This is a genomic window from Sphingomonas panni (genome assembly GCF_022664435.1).
Lineage (GTDB): Bacteria > Pseudomonadota > Alphaproteobacteria > Sphingomonadales > Sphingomonadaceae > Sphingomonas > Sphingomonas panni.
Genome location: NZ_JAKREU010000003.1, coordinates 319,472 through 338,364 on the forward strand (window position 1 = coordinate 319,472; position 18,893 = coordinate 338,364).

17 protein-coding genes are annotated in these 18,893 nt (G+C 67.5%); 13 read left to right on the plus strand and 4 right to left on the minus strand.

What is annotated here, in order from left to right:
* Positions 1-127: 127 nt before the first annotated feature.
* Both MF609_RS08410 and MF609_RS08415 read right to left on the minus strand, forming a co-directional pair.
* On the minus strand, positions 128-1,411 hold the full coding sequence (locus MF609_RS08410) for an L-fuconate dehydratase (RefSeq protein ID WP_242415857.1): 1,284 nt from the start codon (positions 1,409-1,411) through the stop codon (positions 128-130).
* A gap of 141 nt (positions 1,412-1,552) precedes the next feature.
* Entirely contained in the window at positions 1,553-2,383 is an 831-nt protein-coding gene (locus tag MF609_RS08415; RefSeq protein ID WP_242415858.1) for an IclR family transcriptional regulator, read from the minus strand.
* Between the two features lie 133 nt (positions 2,384-2,516).
* On the opposite strand from MF609_RS08415, the gene MF609_RS08420 reads away from it, so the two are divergent.
* The 10 genes from MF609_RS08420 to MF609_RS08465 all read left to right on the plus strand — a co-directional run bounded on the left by MF609_RS08420 (position 2,517) and on the right by MF609_RS08465 (position 14,671).
* Positions 2,517-4,604, plus strand: coding sequence for a TonB-dependent receptor (locus MF609_RS08420; protein ID WP_242415859.1), 2,088 nt, complete (start codon positions 2,517-2,519; stop codon positions 4,602-4,604).
* Between the two features lie 257 nt (positions 4,605-4,861).
* On the plus strand, positions 4,862-7,027 hold the full coding sequence (locus tag MF609_RS08425) for a primosomal protein N' (RefSeq protein WP_242415860.1): 2,166 nt from the start codon (positions 4,862-4,864) through the stop codon (positions 7,025-7,027).
* A gap of 194 nt (positions 7,028-7,221) precedes the next feature.
* Positions 7,222-8,754, plus strand: coding sequence for a S1C family serine protease (locus MF609_RS08430; RefSeq protein WP_242415861.1), 1,533 nt, complete (start codon positions 7,222-7,224; stop codon positions 8,752-8,754).
* A gap of 318 nt (positions 8,755-9,072) precedes the next feature.
* Complete coding sequence (locus MF609_RS08435; RefSeq protein ID WP_419723074.1) at positions 9,073-9,648, plus strand: F0F1 ATP synthase subunit delta; 576 nt, start codon at positions 9,073-9,075, stop codon at positions 9,646-9,648.
* A gap of 2 nt (positions 9,649-9,650) precedes the next feature.
* Positions 9,651-11,180 (plus strand): F0F1 ATP synthase subunit alpha, encoded by a 1,530-nt coding sequence (atpA, locus tag MF609_RS08440; RefSeq protein WP_242415863.1) that lies wholly within the window; start codon positions 9,651-9,653, stop codon positions 11,178-11,180.
* 121 nt (positions 11,181-11,301) lie between these two features.
* Entirely contained in the window at positions 11,302-12,180 is an 879-nt protein-coding gene (locus tag MF609_RS08445; RefSeq protein ID WP_242415864.1) for a F0F1 ATP synthase subunit gamma, read from the plus strand.
* Positions 12,177-12,764, plus strand: a complete 588-nt coding sequence (locus MF609_RS08450) for a hypothetical protein (protein ID WP_242415865.1) — start codon at positions 12,177-12,179, stop codon at positions 12,762-12,764. Before MF609_RS08445 ends, MF609_RS08450 begins: the two co-directional genes overlap by 4 nt.
* On the plus strand, positions 12,764-14,236 hold the full coding sequence (atpD, locus tag MF609_RS08455) for a F0F1 ATP synthase subunit beta (RefSeq protein ID WP_242415866.1): 1,473 nt from the start codon (positions 12,764-12,766) through the stop codon (positions 14,234-14,236). The genes MF609_RS08450 and atpD overlap by 1 nt, the downstream gene beginning before the upstream one ends.
* Entirely contained in the window at positions 14,236-14,418 is a 183-nt protein-coding gene (locus MF609_RS08460) for an eL24 family ribosomal protein (RefSeq protein ID WP_242415867.1), read from the plus strand. The genes atpD and MF609_RS08460 overlap by 1 nt, the downstream gene beginning before the upstream one ends.
* Before the next feature lies 1 nt (position 14,419).
* On the plus strand, positions 14,420-14,671 hold the full coding sequence (locus MF609_RS08465; protein ID WP_055788798.1) for an ATP synthase F1 subunit epsilon: 252 nt from the start codon (positions 14,420-14,422) through the stop codon (positions 14,669-14,671).
* Positions 14,672-14,891: 220 nt separating this feature from the next.
* Here MF609_RS08465 and MF609_RS08470 read toward each other — a convergent pair whose 3' ends face one another.
* Both MF609_RS08470 and fsa read right to left on the minus strand, forming a co-directional pair.
* Positions 14,892-15,773, minus strand: a complete 882-nt coding sequence (locus tag MF609_RS08470) for a tyrosine recombinase XerC (protein ID WP_242415868.1) — start codon at positions 15,771-15,773, stop codon at positions 14,892-14,894.
* A 43-nt stretch (positions 15,774-15,816) separates the two neighbouring features.
* Positions 15,817-16,470, minus strand: a complete 654-nt coding sequence (gene fsa, locus MF609_RS08475; RefSeq protein ID WP_242415869.1) for a fructose-6-phosphate aldolase — start codon at positions 16,468-16,470, stop codon at positions 15,817-15,819.
* Between the two features lie 134 nt (positions 16,471-16,604).
* Between fsa and MF609_RS08480 the strand changes: the two genes are divergently transcribed.
* Genes MF609_RS08480 through aguB form a run of 3 tightly spaced genes read left to right on the plus strand, consistent with a single transcriptional unit; the run spans position 16,605 to position 18,774 of the window.
* Positions 16,605-17,573 carry an agmatine deiminase family protein gene (locus MF609_RS08480; protein ID WP_242415870.1) on the plus strand — a complete coding sequence of 323 codons (969 nt, stop codon included), beginning with the start codon at positions 16,605-16,607 and terminating at the stop codon, positions 17,571-17,573.
* The gene (locus MF609_RS08485) at positions 17,570-17,920 is read left to right on the plus strand and encodes a DUF3147 family protein (protein ID WP_242415871.1); all 351 of its coding nucleotides are present in this window, start codon (positions 17,570-17,572) and stop codon (positions 17,918-17,920) included. The genes MF609_RS08480 and MF609_RS08485 overlap by 4 nt, the downstream gene beginning before the upstream one ends.
* 8 nt (positions 17,921-17,928) lie before the next feature.
* Positions 17,929-18,774 carry an N-carbamoylputrescine amidase gene (aguB, locus tag MF609_RS08490; protein ID WP_242415872.1) on the plus strand — a complete coding sequence of 282 codons (846 nt, stop codon included), beginning with the start codon at positions 17,929-17,931 and terminating at the stop codon, positions 18,772-18,774.
* The last annotated feature ends 119 nt before the right edge of the window (positions 18,775-18,893 follow it).

An 18,893-nucleotide genomic window follows, 5' to 3' on the forward strand; every position in this document is an offset into this window, starting at 1 on the left:
CGGTGATCGACCGCCAAGTCACAGCGCTCATCCCCTGACCCCGGGCCTTGCTCTTACCCGCATCAGAAGAAGAAGCGGGACCCCGGCGCAAGGCCGGGGTGACGAAGCTATCGCGGTGGAGCGCCGGTCAGCGCAAGCCCGTCCAGCGATGCGCGTCCATCGATTCCCGCTTCATCTCGATCGAATAGCCCGGCCGCGACGGGGCGCGATAGGCGCCGTTTGCGACCACGCACGGGTCGACGAAATGTTCGTGGAGGTGATCGACGAACTCGGCCGCGCGGTCGTGCTTCACGCCCGAAAAGCACAGATAGTCGATCATCGAGAGGTGCTGGACATATTCGCACAGGCCGACGCCGCCGGCATGGGGCCAGACGGCAAGGTTGAACCGGGCGGCCATCAGCAGCACCGCCAGCACTTCGTTCACCCCACCCAGCCGGCAGGCGTCGATCTGCACCACGTCCAGCGCGTGGCGCATGATGAACTGTTTGAAGACGATGCGGTTCTGGCACATCTCGCCGGTGGCGACCTGCACCGGCTTCACGCGCTCGCGGATCGCGCGATGCCCCTCGACATCGTCGGGCGAGGTCGGCTCCTCGATGAAGCGCGGCCTGGCGAAGGCGAGGTCGTTGACCCGCGCGATCGCCTGATCGACTTCCCACACCTGGTTCGCGTCGATCATCAGGTCGATGTTCGGCCCGATCGCCTCGCGCGCCAGCGCGACGCGGCGGCGGTCATTTTCGGGATCGCCACCGACCTTCAGCTTGATATGGGTGAAGCCGTCGGCGACCGCCTTGCGACACAGACGGACCAGCTTTTCGTCCGAATAGCCGAGCCAGCCGGGCGAGGTGGTATAGGCCGGATACCCCTCCGCCAGCAGCGTGGCGCGCCGCTCTGCCTTGCCGATGGCCCGCTCTTCGAGCAGCGCGACGGCTTCGTCGGGGGTGATGCAGTCGGTCATGTAGCGGAAGTCGATCAGGCCGACGATCTCGCTGGCCGACATCGATCCGATATAGTCCCATAGCGGCAGGCCCGCGGCCTTGGCCAGCAGGTCCCAGACCGCATTGACGACCGCACCGGTCGCGAGGTGGATGATCCCCTTTTCCGGGCCGACCCAGCGCAACTGGCTGTCGCCGGTCATCCGCCGCCAGAAGCCCGCCCCGTCGCTGCGGATCGCGTTGAGCGACACCCCCTCGATCAACGGCGCCAGCGTCGCGATCGCCGCGCAGCACAGGTCGTTGCCGCGCCCGATGGTGAAGGTCAGGCCATGCCCCTCCAGCCCCGGCGTATCGGTTTCGAGGATGCAATAGGCGGCCGAATAGTCCGGTTCCGGGTTCATCGCATCCGACCCGTCGAGAAAGGCCGAGGTCGGAAACCGGATGTCGTGGACCGATAGCCGGGTAATGATCGTCATGCGCAGCCCCCATGGGGCCGTCCGTACATGATCGCTCCGCCCCGTTCCGGTCGCCGTGCCCGGCGCCGAACGGTTTTCATATGTGAACCGAATTTTCCTTGCAACCGGAAAGCGCCGGTGAGGGAGGGCGCGGTACGTCGGTTACGGATGATGGTCGTCGTCGACCAGCTGCTCCGATATGCGCTGGGCGGCCGCCCTGACTGCCGCGGCTGCCGCGTCGATCCGGTCGGGTTCGGCCAGCTTGGACAGATAGGGCATGGTCAGCGCCGCCGCCGCGACGCCGCCGCGCAGGATCGGGGCCGACAGGTCGGTCACTCCGTCGACGAAGCGGCTGGGCGTGCGCTCGATCCCCGCCGCCCGCACCTCTTCGGCATGGGCGCGGAACGCCGCCAGCGCCTCGGGTGCCGGCGCAGGGGTCAGCATCGCTTCCCAACGGGCGCGGACATCCTCGGGCTGATAGGCATAGAGGACCACGCCCGACGCGACTTGCAACAGCGGGCGGCGATAGCCGACCCGGACCGAAAAGCCGAGCTGCTCCGCCGATTCCATCCGCGCGATCACCGCCATGTCGCCCATGGTATGGACCGCGACATGGCAGGACTGCCCGGTTTCCTGCGCCAGCCGTCGCATCTCTGGCAGGGCCACCTCGATCAGATAGCGGGTGCGCGGCTGGTTCATGCCGAGCGAGAACAGCCGGTCGCTGAGCGTATAGCCGTCGCCCCCCGCCTCGGTCGTCAGATAGCCGCGATATTCCAGCACCTGCACCATGCGGAACAGTTCGCCATGCGACCGGCCCAGCCGCTGGACGATCTGGGTCAGCGTCAACGGCGTCGTGACCCCGGCCAGCAGTTCGAGGATGTCGAGCCCCTTTTCCAGCGCGGGCGCGCGATAGCGGCGGTCGTCGGCGGCGTCGGCATCGACCGGGGGGTCGATGGCAGTGTCGGCGGGCGGAACGGGGGACTTGCGCGTCATGGCGCGGACCTTCGCCGGAAAAGCGGGGACGTGCAACCCGACGCAAAGCCGGCGCTGCGTCGCACAAATGTTGTGGTATGTTGTATCATATTACGCTACCGGACCGAGTCTTCGTAAACTGGAGTGCTTCGCAATGTTCCGTCCCGCCCTGTGGCTGTCGACCACCGCTTTGGCCCTGCCCGCCGCCGCCTTTGCCCAGAGCACGACGGTTCAGGACACCGGGCCGACCACCGGCGGCTATCATAGCGAAGCCCCGCCCGAGATCATCGTGACCGCCCCGTATCAGCGCAACCAGGCCGATATCCTGTCGGGCACCAGCGTGCTGAGCGGCGAGAAGCTGACCCGCGAACTGCGCCCGACCATCGGCGAGACGCTGGCCCGCCAGCCCGGCGTGTCGGCGACCAGCTTCGGTCCCAACGCCTCGCGCCCCGTGCTGCGCGGCCTGCAGGGCGAGCGCGTCCGCGTGCTGACCGACGGGATCGGCAGCTTCGACGTGTCGAACACCTCGGTCGACCATGCCGTCGCCATCAACCCGCTGACCGCCGACCGGATCGAAGTGCTGCGCGGGCCGTCCGCCCTGCTGTTCGGATCGTCGGCGATCGGCGGCGTGGTGAACGTGATCGACAGCCGCATCCCGCGCCGGGTGCCCGACGAACCGATCCATGTCGACGCCATCGCGAACTACGGATCGGCCGCGAACGAGCGCAACGCGTCGGCGGCGGTCGACGTGCCGGTGACCGACAAGGTCGTGTTCCACCTCGACGGGACCTATGGCAACACCGACGACCTCGACACCGGCGGCTATATCCTGTCGCGCCCGTTGCGCGCGCAGGCGGCGGCGAGCGCCGATGCCGATATCCGCGAACTGGCCGAGCTGAAGGGCAAGCTGCCCAATTCGCAGTCGAAGATGTGGGAAGTGGCCGGCGGTGCGGCGGTCGTGACCGATACCGGCAATCTCGGCTTCTCGGTCAGCCATCTCGACAACCGGTACGGCGTGCCGGTGCGCTATTCGCTGGACGGCGGCGAGGCGGAGGAAGTGTCGCTGCACGTCCAGCAGACCCGCGCCGATATGCGCGGCGAAGTGGAGACCGGCGGCAACGTCCTCGAAAAGATCCGCCTGCGCGCGGGCTTCGCCGATTACCGCCATGACGAAATCGAGGATACCGGCGAGATCGGCACCAGCTTCTTCAACCAGAGCGTCGAGGCGCGCCTCGAACTGGTGCAGGCGGCGCGCGGCGGCTGGCGCGGCGCGGTCGGCGGGCAGATGTTCATCCGCGACTTCGACGTGCAGGGCGAGGAAAAGTTCGTGCCGCGCAACGAAACGCAGCAATATGGCCTGTTCACGCTCCAGTCGTTCGACATGGGCGCGTTCCGGGCGGAAGCCGGCGGGCGGTACGAATATACCGTAGCGCGTGCGGCGGCCGACGACCTGCTGGGTAACGGCAACATCCGCCGCAGCTTCGACAGCTTCTCAGGTTCGCTCGGCGGCAGCGTCGGGCTGGGCGACAATCTGCGCTTCGGCATCAACGCCAGCCATACCGAGCGCGCGCCGTCGGCCGAAGAATTGTTCGCCAACGGCCCGCACGCCGGCACCCAGGCGTTCGAGGTCGGCAATCCGGGCTTTGCCAAGGAAATCAGCGACGGCCTCGAAGCGACGCTGAAGGGGTCGGGCGACGGCTACAGCTTCGGGCTGTCGGCCTATCACAACTGGTTCCGCAACTTCATCTACGAGAACCCGACCGGCGCGGTCGAGGACGACCTGCCCGTGTTCCAATATTCGCAGGCCGATGCCCGGCTGTGGGGCTTCGAGGCCGAAGCGTCGGCGCGCCTTGCGAAGTTCGGCGAGACGGCGATCAACATCGACGGCCTGGCCGACTATACCCGCGCGACGATCGTCGACCGCGGCCCCGCCCCGCGCATCCCGCCGCTGCGCGTGCTGGGCGGGATCGAGGCACAGGGCCGGATGGTGCAGGTGCGCGGCGAGGTCGAGCATGTGACCGCGCAGGACCGCGTCGCCGCGCTGGAGACGACGACGCCGGCCTATACGATGGTCAACGCATCGGTGTCGCTGCGGCCGTTCGGGCGCGACAGCAAGACCACGCTGCTGCTGTCGGCGAACAACATCTTCGACGTGGAGGCACGCCGTCATGCCAGCTTCCTGAAGGACTATGCGCCGCTGGCCGGGCGCGACATCCGGGCGACGGTGCGACTGGCGCTGTAATTCGCCCTTTCACGGAGCGAATCGTGGGCGGCGGCCCCGCCCCGGCCCCATCTTTTTCGTCGTCCCCGCGAAGGCGGGGACCCATAAACGCCGACGGTTGCGTAAGAGGCGCTATCGTCGGCGTCTATGGATTCCCGCCTTCGCGGGAATGACGAACGGGCCGGGATAGCGAAGCGCCGGACGGTGACACTACCGTCATGACGACGAAGATGTGCGGTGGATTCCAATCCGCCCCGACCCTCCCTATCTACCCGTTCATGTCCCGCGCCCGCGTCCTTTTGCTCAACGCCGCACTCGGGCCGCTCGATTACCGCGTGCCGCATGGCATGACCGTCGAGCCGGGTTCGATCGTCACCGCCCCGCTCGGCCCCCGGCAGCTGCTGGGGGTGGTGTGGGATGCCGAGCGGCTGGCGGCGGAGGAAGTCGGCGACAATCGCCTGCGCCCCCTGCTCTCGGTCGCCGACGTGCCACCGATCGCTGCGCCGTTGCGCCGGTTGGTCGAGTGGACGGCGGGCTATTATCTCGCTGCTCCCGCCTCCGTGCTGCGCATGTGCCTCGCGTCGAATTCGGCGCTGGAGGGGGCGAAGCTCGCCATCGAATATCGCGCGACGGGGCAGGTGCCCGAGCGGATGACGCCGCAGCGCGAACAGGCGCTGGAGCGGATCGGCGAGCGGCGCGGGCTGGTGCGCGAGTTGGCGGCCCTCGCCGACGTGTCCGACGCGGTGATCCGGGGGCTGGTGAAGCTCGGGGCGATCGAGGCGGTATCGGTCGATATCGACCAGCCCTATGCCACCCCCGACCCCGACCATCATCAGCCCGCTTTGTCCGCCGATCAGCAGGCGGCGGCCGACCGGCTGACGGGGGCGGTCGATGCGAACGCCTTTCACCCTTTCCTGCTCGACGGCGTCACCGGATCGGGCAAGACCGAGGTGTATTTCGAGGCGGTGGCGGCGGCGATCCGCCAGGACCGGCAGGTGCTGGTGCTCCTGCCCGAAATCGCGCTGACCGAACCGTTCCTGAAACGCTTCACCGCCCGCTTCGGCTGTGAGCCGGTGCCATGGCACAGCGACCTGCGCAGCACGCAACGCCGCCGGGCGTGGCGCGCCACCGCCAGCGGACAGGCGAAGGTCGTGGTCGGCGCAAGGTCCGCGCTGTTCCTGCCCTATGCCGATCTCGGCCTGATCGTCGTCGACGAGGCCCATGAGACGAGCTTCAAGCAGGAAGAGGGCGTGCATTATCACGCCCGCGACGTGGCGGTGATGCGCGGGCTGTTCGAGAAATGCCCGGTGATCCTCGCCAGCGCCACGCCGGCGATCGAGACCCGGCAACAGGTGGCGCAAGGCCGCTATACCGAGGTCAAGCTGCCCGGCCGCTATGGCAAGGCGCAACTGCCGACGATCGAGGCGATCGACCTGATCGAGCAGCCGCCCGAACGCGGCCGCTGGATCGCAGCGCCGCTGGTCAAGGCGATCGACGAGACTTTGGCGAGGAAGGAACAGGCGCTGCTGTTCCTCAACCGGCGCGGCTATGCGCCGCTGACGCTGTGCCGGTCGTGCGGGCATCGTTTCCAATGCCCCAACTGCACCGCATGGATGGTCGAGCATCGGCTGATCCACCGGCTGTCGTGCCATCATTGTGGTCATGTGATCCCCACCCCGCGCGCCTGCCCCGAATGCCAGGCGGAGGACGCGCTGGTCGCCTGCGGTCCCGGTGTCGAACGCATCGCGGACGAGGCGGCGGCGCTGTGGCCGACTGCGAAGATCGCCATCGTCACCTCCGACACCATCTGGTCCCCGGCCAAGGCGGCGGAGTTCGTCGGGCGGATGGAGGCAGGCGACATCGACATCGTCGTCGGCACACAGCTGGTGACCAAGGGCTATCATTTCCCGAACCTCACCTGTGTCGGGGTGATCGATGCCGATCTGGGGCTGCAGGGCGGCGACCTGCGTGCGTCCGAACGCACCTTTCAACAGATCGCGCAGGTCGCCGGGCGCGCGGGGCGCGGGACCAAGCGCGGCCATGTCTATATCCAGACGACGCAGCCGAACGCGCCGGTGATGCAGGCGCTGATCTCCGGCGATGCCGACAGCTTCTATGCCGCCGAAACCGAGGCGCGGGCCGATGCCGGGGTGCCCCCGTTCGGGCGCTATGCCGCGATCATCGTGTCGTCGGAGGACAAGGGCGCGGCGGAGGCGACCGCCCGCGCCATCGGCCGTGCCGCACCGCAGGTGGAGGGATGCCATGTCTACGGCCCCGCCCCCGCGCCGCTCGCCATGCTGCGCGGGCGGCACCGATTCCGCCTGCTGGTCCATGCGACGCGCAGCCTAGACGTGCAGGACGTGATCCGCGACTGGCTGGACGGCGTGGAATGGGGAACGAAGGTCCGGGTGGCGGTGGACGTCGATCCGTATAGTTTCGTTTGAAGCCCCACTCCTCCGCCACCATCGTCACCCCGGACTTGATCCGGGGTCCCGCTTCTTCTTCTACCGCGGCAAGTAAGCGGGACCCCGGGTCAAGCCCGGGGTGACGATGAACGCAGCGGTTACGCCCTCCCTCTTGCCCCGCGCGCCGCTTTCGCCGAAACGGCGGCGTCATGGGGAAAGACGGAATGCCGATCATGCGATTGCTGACGACCTGGATGGTGGTGTTCGCCGCCCTCCTCTCCCTGTCCGCGCCAGCCCGTGCCGACGACGTGTCGGCGGCGGCGCGCGGGGTGGTGCGGGTCGTGGTCATCGCGACGGTCGATGGCGAGATGGTCGATATCGAACATGGCACCGGCTTTGCCGTCGCGCCGGGCCGGATCGTCACCAACGCCCATGTCGTCGAGCTGCTGGAACGCTATCCCGGCGAAGCGGTGGTCGGCGTGGTGCCGTCGGAGGGCGACAAGTCGTTCGAGGGTCGCGTGCTGCGCCTCGACAAGTCGCGCGACCTGGCCCTGATCGAGGTCAGCGGCGTGCGCCTGCCGCCGCTCACCCTCTATACCGGGCCGTTGGGGGAGAGCGATCCGCTGATCGCATTGGGCTATCCGGGCAATGTCGACCTGGCGACCGCGCGATCGGCCGATGACTTCGTGACGCCGACCGCGCCGGTGCGGTCGCAGGGCGTGATGTCGGGAAACCGCACCCTCGAGGGAACCTCCGTGCTGGTCCACACTGCCAGCATCGCGCGCGGCAATTCGGGCGGGCCGCTGCTCGACCGGTGCGGCCGGGTGCTGGGGGTCAATTCGGCGCTGACGCGGGGCGAGGAAGGCGATGCCAGCTTCGCCTTCGCCATCGCCGACAGCGAACTGATCGCGTTCCTGCGCGAGGCCGACCAGCCAGTCTCAACCATCGCCACCCCCTGCCTGACGCTCGCCGATGCCGATGCGCGCGACCGGGCCGATGCCGAGCGGCAGAGCGTCGAGGATCGCGAGCGCGCCCGTGCCGCCGCCGAACGCGCCCGCGACGACCGCGAGGCCGCGCTGGAAAAGGCGCGCGCCGACAATGCCGAAACGCGCGAGAACATGATCGCCATTGCGGCGCTGCTGCTGGCCCTGTCGGTGCTGGCGGTCGGCTATGCGGGGATGCTGGCGAGCAGGCGGCAGAAGAAGCAGCAACGCCATGCGCGCCTCGCCGCGATCGGTGGTGGCGTGCTGTTCGTCGCGGCGGTCGCGACGTTCCTGCTGCGGCCCGATTTCGATCCCGAATCGGTCGCCGCCGCCGACGAATCGGGCCGTACCGCCGCGACCCGTGCGACGGCGCTGTCGGGGCCGTTGCAATGCGCGCTGGTGCCCGAACGCAGCCGCATCATCCTGCCGCCGGTCGAGACGGTCCGCTTCGACTGGCGCGGCGATGGCTGCATGAACGGCCGGACGCAATATGCCGAGGCGCCGGGCGGCGGCTGGGAACGCATCCTCGTGCCGAACGAAGACGCGACCGTCTCCGTACTGCGCTTCGATCCGCTGAGCGGCAGCTATACCAACAGCCGCTACCTGCTGTCGGCCGAGGCGATGCAGCGTGCCCGTACGCTGCGCGGGCAGGTGCAGCAAAAGGCGTGCGCCGCCGACACGGGCGGGCGCGCGGCGCTGGCGACGCAGCAATCGGCGATTCGCACGTCGCTGCCGGCGCAGGTCAACGAGCGGCTGGTGTATCGCTGTACGGCGGCGAAGTAATATCCGCACCCCCGCGCAGGCGGGGGTTCAGAGTTACAGGCGCTGCCGATCGGGGCACTCGATTCCTGCCTGCGCGGGGATCCGCTGAATGCGCGGAGCGGGTTGCGTAATCCCTCGTTCAGCATCCCCGTGAATCGCATTGCGCGGACCCACGTCCCACAAAGCTTGCGAAATCGTGACACCGATGCTAGCGGCCCCACGACCCATCGGGGGCGCATGGGCCGGTCAGCGGCGCGACATTGGTTCGCGACGGCGGTTGGCATGGCAGCTCCCTTATCGGCATGGGACGTTGAATTGACCCCTGACAAGGACGCGCGCGTGGAGACATCCGGCGGAACTACTGGTGGCGGCGGTACGATCCAGGCGAGCCTGGGCGGCCGCTATGCGACCGCGCTGTTTGACCTCGCCCGGCAGCAGGGCCAGCTGACGGCCGTCGAATCGAGCCTGAAGACGGTGTCGACCGCGATGGGCGAATCGGCCGATCTGGCCGCGCTGGTGAAGAGCCCGCTGGTCGGTCGCGACGACGCCGCGCGCGCCATCGCGGCGCTGGTGCCGGTGCTGGGCCTCGACCCGCTCACCGCCAATTTCCTCGGCGTGCTGGCGCAGAATCGTCGCCTGGGCGACCTGCCGGCGATCATCCGCGCCTTCCGCGACCTTGCCGCCCGTTCGCGCGGCGAGACGAATGCGGAGGTCGTCTCGGCCCACCCGCTGGACCAGGCCCAGGTCGACGCGCTCAAGCAGCAGCTGCGTCACCGGGTCGGCCGCGAGGTCGCCATCGACCTGAAGGTCGACCACTCTCTCCTTGGCGGACTGGTCGTGAAGATCGGCAGCCAGATGATCGATAGCTCGATCAAGACCCGACTGAACACGCTCGCGCACGCGATGAAAGGCTGAACATGGATATCCGCGCCGCAGAAATCTCGAAGGTCATCCGCGACCAGATCGCCAATTTCGGCACCGAAGCGCAGGTTTCGGAAGTCGGCCAGGTGCTGTCGGTCGGTGACGGCATCGCCCGCATCCACGGGCTCGACAACGTCCAGGCGGGCGAAATGGTCGAGTTCGGCGGCGGCATCCAGGGCATGGCGCTGAACCTCGAAGCCGACAATGTCGGCGTCGTGATCTTCGGGTCGGACTCGTCGATCAAGGAAGGCGACACCGTCAAGCGCACCGGCACCATCGTCGACGTTCCCGTCGGCAAGGGCCTGCTGGGTCGCGTGGTCGACGGCCTCGGCAACCCGATCGACGGCAAGGGCCCGATCGTCAGCGAACAGCGCGCGCGCGTCGACGTGAAGGCACCGGGCATCATTCCGCGCCAGTCAGTCAGCGAGCCGATGCAGTCGGGCCTGAAGGCGATCGACGCCCTCGTCCCCGTCGGCCGTGGCCAGCGCGAGCTGATCATCGGCGACCGCCAGACCGGCAAGTCGGCGGTCGCGATCGACACCTTCATCAACCAGAAGATCGCGAATGCGGGCGATGACGAGAGCAAGAAGCTCTACTGCGTCTATGTCGCCGTCGGCCAGAAGCGCTCGACCGTCGCCCAGCTGGTGCGCACGCTCGAAGAAAATGGCGCGATGGAATATTCGATCGTCGTCGCCGCGACCGCGTCGGACCCCGCCCCGCTGCAGTATCTGGCGCCGTACACCGGCACCGCGATGGGCGAATATTTCCGCGACAATGGGATGCACGGCCTGATCGTGTTCGACGATCTGTCGAAGCAGGCGGTCGCCTATCGCCAGATGTCGCTGCTGCTGCGCCGTCCGCCGGGCCGCGAAGCCTATCCGGGCGACGTGTTCTATCTCCACAGCCGCCTGCTGGAGCGCGCCGCCAAGATGTCGGACGCCAATGGCGGCGGCTCGCTGACCGCGCTGCCGATCATCGAGACGCAGGCGGGCGACGTGTCGGCCTATATCCCGACCAACGTGATCTCGATCACCGATGGTCAGATCTTCCTCGAAACCGACCTGTTCTTCGCCGGCATCCGCCCCGCGATCAACGTCGGCCTGTCGGTCAGCCGCGTCGGTTCCGCCGCGCAGACCAAGGCGATGAAGAAGGTCGCCGGCAGCATCAAGCTGGAGCTGGCCCAGTATCGTGAAATGGCCGCCTTCGCGCAGTTCGGGTCGGACCTCGACGCGTCGACGCAGAAGCTGCTGAACCGCGGCGCGCGCCTGACGGAGCTGCTCAAGCAGGCCCAGTTCTCGCCGATGCCGTTCGAGGAGCAGGTCGCATCGATCTTCGCCGGCACCCAAGGCTATCTCGACACCGTTCCGGTGAACGACGTCGTCCGCTACGAAGCGGCGATGCTGTCGGACCTCAAGGCGAACCACCCGCAGGTGCTGGCCAAGATCCGTGACACCAAGGACCTGGGCGACGAGGCGAAGTCGGGGCTGAAGGCCGCGCTCGACCAGTTCGCGAAGACCTTCGCGTAACATCAAAGCCCTCTCCCCCGCGGGGGAGAGGGTTGGGAGAGGGGCAGAGCGGGGCGGTCGTTGCGACAGCCCCCTCTCCCCGACCCTCTCCCCCGAGGGGGAGAGGGAGTAGGGAAGACAAATGGCTAGTCTCAAGGCCCTGAAACTGCGCATCGGCTCGGTGAAGTCGACGCAGAAGATCACCAAGGCGATGAAGATGGTCGCCGCCGCCAAGCTGCGCCGTGCGCAGGAGGCGGCCGAGGCCGGTCGCCCCTATGCCCAGCGGGTCGAGCAGGTCGTCGCCAGCCTGGCGAGCACCGCGCAGATCACCGAGGGCAGCTCGCCGCTGCTCGCCGGGACCGGCCGCGATCAGGTCCACCTGTTCGTCGTCGCGACGTCGGACAAGGGGCTGGCCGGCGCGTTCAACTCGAACATCGCCCGTCTGGCTCGCCGTCGCGCGCTCGAACTGCAGGCCGAGGGCAAGACCGTCAAGTTCCTGACGATCGGTCGCAAGGGCCGCGCCGTGCTGGCCCGCCAGTTCCGCGAAGGTTTCGTCCATGCGGTCGAACCGGGCGATCTGGGCAAGCTGACCTTCGCCGATGCGAAGGGCTATGCCGACGATCTGATCCGCCGCTACGAAGCGGGCGAATTCGACGTCGCGCACCTGTTCTATGCCACGTTCAAGACGGTGCTGACGCAGGAGCCGACCGAGCAGCAGCTGATCCCGGTCAAGATTCCCGACGCGACCAAGGCCCCCGCCGCCGACGCCGTGGTGGAATATGAGCCAAGCGAGGAAGCGATCCTCGACAGCCTGCTGCCGACCAACATCGCCGTGCAGATCTATCGCGCGATGAAGGAAAATGCGGCGTCGGAACAGGGTTCGAAGATGACGGCGATGGACAATGCCACGCGCAATGCGGGCGACCTCATCAACCGTCTGACCATCGAATATAACCGCACCCGCCAGGCCGCGATCACGACCGAACTGGTCGAGATCATCTCGGGCGCCGAAGCGCTGTGATCCGGCCCGCCGTCCTGCTGGCGCTCGTCGCCACGCTGGCCGGCTGCGGTCAGCCCGCTGCCGACAAGGCAGCGGACAAGCCGCGCGCGACGCCGACGCCGTTCGTCGATGGCGGCTGGGCCACCGTGCTGGGCGACGCGCCGCGCACGATCGAGCTGCTGAACGGCATGGGCTTCCGCCTGTCGGCCTATGCGCCCAACGGTGGCGCGTTCGTGACGACGGCACAGCCCACCCCGATGGGCGATCCGTCGATCAAGCCGGTCAACACCGCCAATCTGAGCGTGACCGGCGATGCCCAGCGGATCGGTGAATTGCGCTTCACGCTCGACATCGTGAACCTCGATTCCAGCCCGTTCGCCAAGGACCAGTTCATCCGCTGGGTGAACCGGCCGCTGGCATCGATGGCGCTGCCGGGGCAGGATGTCGTCGAAAAGGCGATCCGCACCGAAAGCCCCGCATCGGGTACCCTGCCCGGCGCGGACTACAAGATTACCCGTGAACCGATCGATGGCGGTCGTCGCCTGATCGTGACCTTTACCCGTCCCGGCCGCCAAGCCGGGGACAGCCACCCGAGGAACCCGTAATGGCAACCGCCGCAGACACCTACGCCCCGCAGGGCAGCACCAACAATACCGGCCGCATCAGCCAGGTGATCGGCGCGGTCGTCGACGTGACGTTCGACGGCGAACTGCCCGCCATCCTGTCGGCACTGGAAACCGACAATAACGGCAACCGGCTGGTCCTCGAAGTCGCGCAGCATCTGGGCGAGAACACCGTCCGCACGATCGCGATGGACGCAACCGAAGGCCTGACCCGTGGCCAGTCGGTCAAGGACACCGGTTCGCAGATCCGCGTGCCGGTCGGCCCGAAGACGCTCGGCCGCATCCTGAACGTCGTCGGAGAGCCGATCGACGAGCGTGGTCCGGTCGGCGCGGAAACCACCGCCCCAATCCACGCCAAGGCACCGGAATTCGTCGACCAGTCGACCGAGAGCGCGATCCTCGTCACCGGCATCAAGGTCATCGACCTGCTCGCCCCCTATGCGAAGGGCGGCAAGATCGGCCTGTTCGGCGGCGCCGGCGTCGGCAAGACGGTTCTCATCCAGGAACTGATCAACAACATCGCCAAGGGCCATGGCGGCACGTCGGTGTTCGCGGGCGTGGGTGAGCGTACCCGCGAGGGCAACGACCTGTACCACGAATTCCTCGACGCGGGCGTCATTGCCAAGGATGCCGAAGGCAATCCGACCAGCGAGGGTTCGAAGGTGGCGCTGGTGTACGGCCAGATGAACGAACCGCCGGGCGCCCGTGCGCGCGTCGCGCTGTCGGGCCTGACGATCGCCGAATATTTCCGCGACGTCGAAGGCCAGGACGTGCTGTTCTTCGTCGACAACATCTTCCGCTTCACCCAGGCGGGTTCGGAAGTGTCGGCGCTGCTCGGCCGCATCCCGTCGGCGGTGGGCTATCAGCCGACCCTGTCGACCGACATGGGCGCGCTGCAGGAGCGCATCACCTCGACCAACAAGGGCTCGATCACCTCGGTGCAGGCGATCTACGTCCCCGCCGACGATTTGACCGATCCGGCACCGGCGACGTCGTTCGCCCACTTGGACGCGACGACCGTTCTCAACCGCGCCATCTCGGAACTCGGCATCTATCCGGCGGTCGATCCGCTCGATTCGACCAGCCGCGTGCTGGAGCCGCGCACGGTCGGCCAGGAGCATTACGACACGGCGCGCGCCGTGCAGTCGCTGCTCCAGCGCTACAAGTCGCTGCAGGACATCATCGCCATCCTCGGCATGGACGAGCTGAGCGAAGAGGATAAGATCACGGTCGCCCGCGCCCGCAAGATTCAGAAGTTCCTCAGCCAGCCGTTCCACGTCGCGGAAGTCTTCACCGGCATCAGCGGCAAGTTCGTCGCGCTGGAGGACACGGTGAAGTCGTTCAAGGCGGTCGTCGAGGGCGAGTATGACCACCTGCCGGAATCGGCCTTCTACATGGTCGGCGGCATCGACGAAGTCGTCGCCAAGGCACAGAAGATGGCGCAGGACGCCTGATGACGGCACTGCGCCGCGAGGATGCCGTGAACGATGTCTGTCCCTGGTCGGGTAAGCCGATCAGCGACGACGCCCTGACGGTGTATCGCGGCGCGGTGGTCGGCTTCTGTAATCCCGGCTGCCGGGACAAGTTCGATGCGGCCACCGCCGCGTTCGACCGCGCGATTGAAACGAGACCCTGACATGCTGCACTTCGAACTCGTGACCCCCGAAAAGCTCGTGCGCTCGGAATCGGTCTATATGGTCACCGTGCCGGGCACCGAAGGCGACTTCGGCGTGCTGGAGGGCCATGCCCCGTTCATGTCGACGATCCGCGACGGCGACGTCCTGATCCAGCGCGCCGAAAAGGGCGAGGCGGAGCGCATTGCGATCCGCGGCGGCTTTGCCGAGGTGACCGCAAAGGGGCTGACGATCCTCGCCGAGCAGGCCGGCTAAGGCGTTCGGCACATTGGGTTAGGCGAACGCCGCGTCGGACTGGGGTCCGGCGCGGCGTTCGTGTTTTGGAGCAACGTCGAGGGACGCACACTGCCCTCCCCCTCGTCACTCCGGGCTTGACCCGGGGTCCCGCTTTCCTGGCCGCGATCGAAGAAGAAGCGGGACCCCGGATCAAGTCCGGGGTGACGGAGTGGGCAAGCGGTATCTTGCCCGGCCACCCCTACCCCCGCGGATGTGCATTCCGGTACACATCCAGCAGATGCGCCGCATCGACGGCGGTATAGATTTGCGTCGACGAGAGGCTGGCATGGCCCAGCAGCGCCTGGAGCGAGCGCAGGTCCGCCCCGCGACCGAGCAGATGCGTCGCGAAGCTGTGGCGCAGCGCGTGCGGCGTCGTACGGTCGCCCAGGCCCAGCGCGACGCGGGCGGTGCGCACCGCCTTGCGCACCACACCGGCATCAAGCGCCCCGCCCTTCGCCCCACGGAACAGCGGGGCGTCGCGGGCAGTGCCCCAGGGTTGCTGTGCGACATAAGCCTCTACCGCCGCGCGTACCGGCGGGAGCAGCGGCACCATCCGTGTCTTGTCGCGCTTGCCGGTCACGACCAGTGTCTCACCCAGCGGCAGCACGCGCCCGGTCAGCGACAGCGCCTCGCCGATGCGCAGGCCCGCGCCATAGAGCAGCAACAGGATCGCCCAGTCGCGCGCGCCGATCCATGGCTCGGCGGCGGCATCGGCGACTTCCCCGGCTAATGCGACGGCTTCGTAGGGAGAGATCGGACGGGGAACGTTCTTCGCGACGCGGGGACCACGCAGCGGCGGGGCTTCACCCCCGGCAAAGGCAATAAATGCCCGCACCGCCGACAATTCGCGCGCGGCGGCAGCATTGCCCAGCCCCTGTTCGCGGCGATGGGCGAGAAAGGCGCGCAGGTCGGCGGCGGTGATGCGGTGGACCATGGGCGCATCGACCGCGCCGCCCCAATGGCCCTGCAGGAACGCGACCAGCCGCTCGGCAGTCGCGGCATAGGCCCGGACGGTATGCGCAGACCGGCGGCGGTCGCGGGAAAGATGGGTGGCGAAAGCCAGCGGCAGCGGCTGCGTCATGGTCGCCTGATAGCGCCATGCCGCAGCCGCTGTCGAACGCGGATCAGCCGATGGTCTGGCCCGACTTGGCCCAGTCGGCCATGAAGCCCTCGATGCCCTTGTCGGTCAGCGGGTGCTTGACCAGCGCGCGGATCACCGACGGCGGCGCGGTCATCACGTCCGCACCCAGCTTGGCCGATTCGAGGACGTGGATCGGGTGACGGACGCTGGCGACGAGGATTTCGGTGCCGAAATCATAATTGTCGTAGATCAGGCGGATATCGCTGATCAGCCCCATGCCGTCGAAGCCGATATCGTCATGCCGGCCGACGAACGGCGAGACGAAGCTCGCGCCGGCCTTCGCCGCCAGCAGCGCCTGATTCGCCGAGAAGCACAGGGTCACGTTGACCATCGTGCCATCGTCGGTCAGCGCCTTGCAGGTCTTGAGGCCGTCGATGGTCAGCGGCACCTTCACCGCAACATTGTCGGCGATCTTGCGCAGGATTTCGGCCTCGCGCATCATGCCTTCGTGGTCGAGCGCGACCACTTCGGCCGACACCGGGCCGGGCGTGATCGAGCAGATTTCGGCGACGACTTCGAGGAAATCGCGGCCCGACTTGTGGATCAGCGACGGGTTGGTGGTGACCCCGTCGAGCAGGCCGGTATCGGCCAGTTCGCGGATGTCGTTGGTATCGGCGGTGTCGACGAAGAATTTCATGGGACTCGGGTTCCTGGCGGATGGAGGCACTGGCCGCCCCATCGCGCATCGCCGCCGCCGGGGCAAGGTTTGCCCGTGCGGTGCACTACGGCAGGCTCTTTTCCTCCGGCGCGCGATCCACTATTTCCGCGCGCATGACCGCGCCGAAACCCGAATGGGCCCCCCACGCCGCCGTATGGATCGGCTATCCCAGCCATCCCGAACTGTGGCAGGAGGACCTCGACCCCGCCCGTGACGAAGTCGTCGCCTTTGCCCGCGCCGTCCATGCCGATGGCCGGGGCGAGAAGGTGCTGCTGGTCGCGGCCGATATCGAAGCCGCCGACGATGCGCGGCAGCGGGCACCCTTTGCCGAGGTCGTGATCGAACCGTTCGGCGATATCTGGCTGCGCGACACCGGCCCGATCATCGGCGGCGACGGCACCGCGCATTCGTTCGGCTTCAACGGCTGGGGCGGCAAATACGACCTGCCCGGCGACGACGATATCGGCCTGCGCCTCGCCCGCGAGCGGGGACTGGACGTCGTGGAGCATGACTGGATCGTCGAGGGCGGCGCGCTCGACGGCGACGGCACGGGGCTGGTCGTCACGACCGAGCAATGCCTGCTGAACCGCAATCGCAACGACCATTTCGATCGGGAAACCGCCGAAACGCGCCTGCGCGAGGACCTGGGCTATGACCGGGTGCTGTGGCTGGGCGACGGGTTGCTGAACGACCATACCGACGGCCATGTCGACAACCTCGCCCGTTTCGTCGGGCCGAACCGGCTGGCGATCCCGCAAGCGGCGGAGAATGATCCGAACTGGCGCATCTATCAGGATGCCGCCGCCCGCGCGAAGGCATTCGGTGTCGAGGTCGTGCTCGTCCCGTCGCCGGGCCGCGTGCTGTCGCCCGACGAGGAGATCATTCCGGGCAGCCACATGAACTTCTATATCGGCAATGCCGCGGTGGTCGTGCCGCTCTATGGCACCGGGACCGATGCTGCGGCAGTCGCTGCGTTCGCCGAAATTTTTCCGAACCATGAGGTCGTCGGACTGCGCGCCGATCATATCCTGACCGGCGGCGGCAGTTTCCACTGCATCAGCCAGCAGATTCCGGCCGCTTGATCGCCTTTGCGCTCCGCGCCGCGCTGTCCGGGCTGATCGTCGCCGCCGTGGCGCTGATCGCAAGGCGCAGTCCGGCGGCGGGGGCGCTGGTCGCGTCGCTGCCGCTCGTCTCGCTGCTCGGCATGGTCTGGCTGTGGCGCGATACGGGCGACACGGTGCGGCTGGCGGCCCATGCGGAGGCGACCTTCTGGTATGTGCTGCCCTCGCTTCCCATGTTCCTGATCGTGCCCGCGCTGCTGCGGCATGGGATCGGCTTCTGGTGGGCGCTCCTCGCCGGTTGCGGTGTCACGATCCTGCTGTATTGCGCCACTATCCCCGTCGCCGCCCGTTTCGGCGTCACGCTTTAGGACCGTCCATGACCGACATCACCGTTGCCGCGCTCCAGCTCGGCTTCACCGCCGATATCGACCGCAACATCGCCAATGTCTCTGCCCTGGTGCGCGAAGCCGCCGCCCGGGGCGCGCAGGTCGTGCTGCCGCCAGAATTGTTCGAAGGCGAATATTTCTGCCGCGTCGAGGACGAGGGGCTGTTCGCCAATGCCAAGCCGGTCGGCGAGCACAAGGCGGTGCTGGCGATGCAGGAACTGGCGCGCGAACTGAAGATCGCGATCCCGACCAGCTTCTTCGAACTGGACGGACAGCATCATTACAACAGCCTGGCGATGATCGACCCCGATGGCCGCATCCAGGGTGTGTATCGCAAGAGCCATATCCCCGATGGGCCGGGATACGAGGAAAAATTCTATTTCCGTCCCGGCAATACCGGGTTCAAGGTGTGGGACGGCCCGGCGAAGCTGGGCGTCGGCATCTGCTGGGACCAATGGTATCCCGAAACCGCGCGCGCGCTGATGCTGATGGGTGCGCAGCTGCTGTTCTTCCCGACCGCGATCGGCAGCGAACCGCATGACACCAGCCTCGACACCGCGCGACTGTGGCGGCGGGCGATGGTCGGTCATGCGGTGTCGAACGTCGTACCGGTCGTTGCCGCCAACCGCATCGGCGTGGAACATGGCCAGACCTTCTACGGCACGTCGTTCATCACCGACGAGCGCGGCGACATCGTCGCGGAACTGGATCGCGAGGAAGAGGGCGTCATCACCGCAACCTTCGACCTCGATCGCGTAAAGCGCCACCGCGCGGCGTTCGGCTTCTTCCGCGATCGCCGGCCGGAGCTGTACGGGCGGCTGGTGCAGGATATTTGACGGCTATCGTTGGCTGCGGTCGGCGCAGGCCAAAACCCCGTCACTCCCGCGAAGGCGGGAGTCCATAGACGCTGACGTTGCGTTTCTTGCCGATAGTCCAGCGTGTATGGATTCCCGCC

Bases quoted from the DNA above. Each gene is read 5' to 3' on its own strand.
- MF609_RS08480 (WP_242415870.1), top strand. From the start codon at position 16,605: ATGACCGCGCCGAAACCCGAATGGGCCCCCCACGCCGCCGTATGGATC.
- MF609_RS08425 (WP_242415860.1), top strand. From the start codon at position 4,862: ATGTCCCGCGCCCGCGTCCTTTTGCTCAACGCCGCACTCGGGCCGCTC.
- fsa (WP_242415869.1), bottom strand. From the start codon at position 16,470: ATGAAATTCTTCGTCGACACCGCCGATACCAACGACATCCGCGAACTG.
- MF609_RS08465 (WP_055788798.1), top strand. From the start codon at position 14,420: ATGCTGCACTTCGAACTCGTGACCCCCGAAAAGCTCGTGCGCTCGGAA.
- MF609_RS08445 (WP_242415864.1), top strand. From the start codon at position 11,302: ATGGCTAGTCTCAAGGCCCTGAAACTGCGCATCGGCTCGGTGAAGTCG.
- atpA (WP_242415863.1), top strand. From the start codon at position 9,651: ATGGATATCCGCGCCGCAGAAATCTCGAAGGTCATCCGCGACCAGATC.
- MF609_RS08410 (WP_242415857.1), bottom strand. From the start codon at position 1,411: ATGACGATCATTACCCGGCTATCGGTCCACGACATCCGGTTTCCGACC.
- MF609_RS08460 (WP_242415867.1), top strand. From the start codon at position 14,236: ATGACGGCACTGCGCCGCGAGGATGCCGTGAACGATGTCTGTCCCTGG.
- MF609_RS08430 (WP_242415861.1), top strand. From the start codon at position 7,222: ATGCGATTGCTGACGACCTGGATGGTGGTGTTCGCCGCCCTCCTCTCC.
- MF609_RS08420 (WP_242415859.1), top strand. From the start codon at position 2,517: ATGTTCCGTCCCGCCCTGTGGCTGTCGACCACCGCTTTGGCCCTGCCC.
- MF609_RS08415 (WP_242415858.1), bottom strand. From the start codon at position 2,383: ATGACGCGCAAGTCCCCCGTTCCGCCCGCCGACACTGCCATCGACCCC.
- atpD (WP_242415866.1), top strand. From the start codon at position 12,764: ATGGCAACCGCCGCAGACACCTACGCCCCGCAGGGCAGCACCAACAAT.
- MF609_RS08470 (WP_242415868.1), bottom strand. From the start codon at position 15,773: ATGACGCAGCCGCTGCCGCTGGCTTTCGCCACCCATCTTTCCCGCGAC.
- aguB (WP_242415872.1), top strand. From the start codon at position 17,929: ATGACCGACATCACCGTTGCCGCGCTCCAGCTCGGCTTCACCGCCGAT.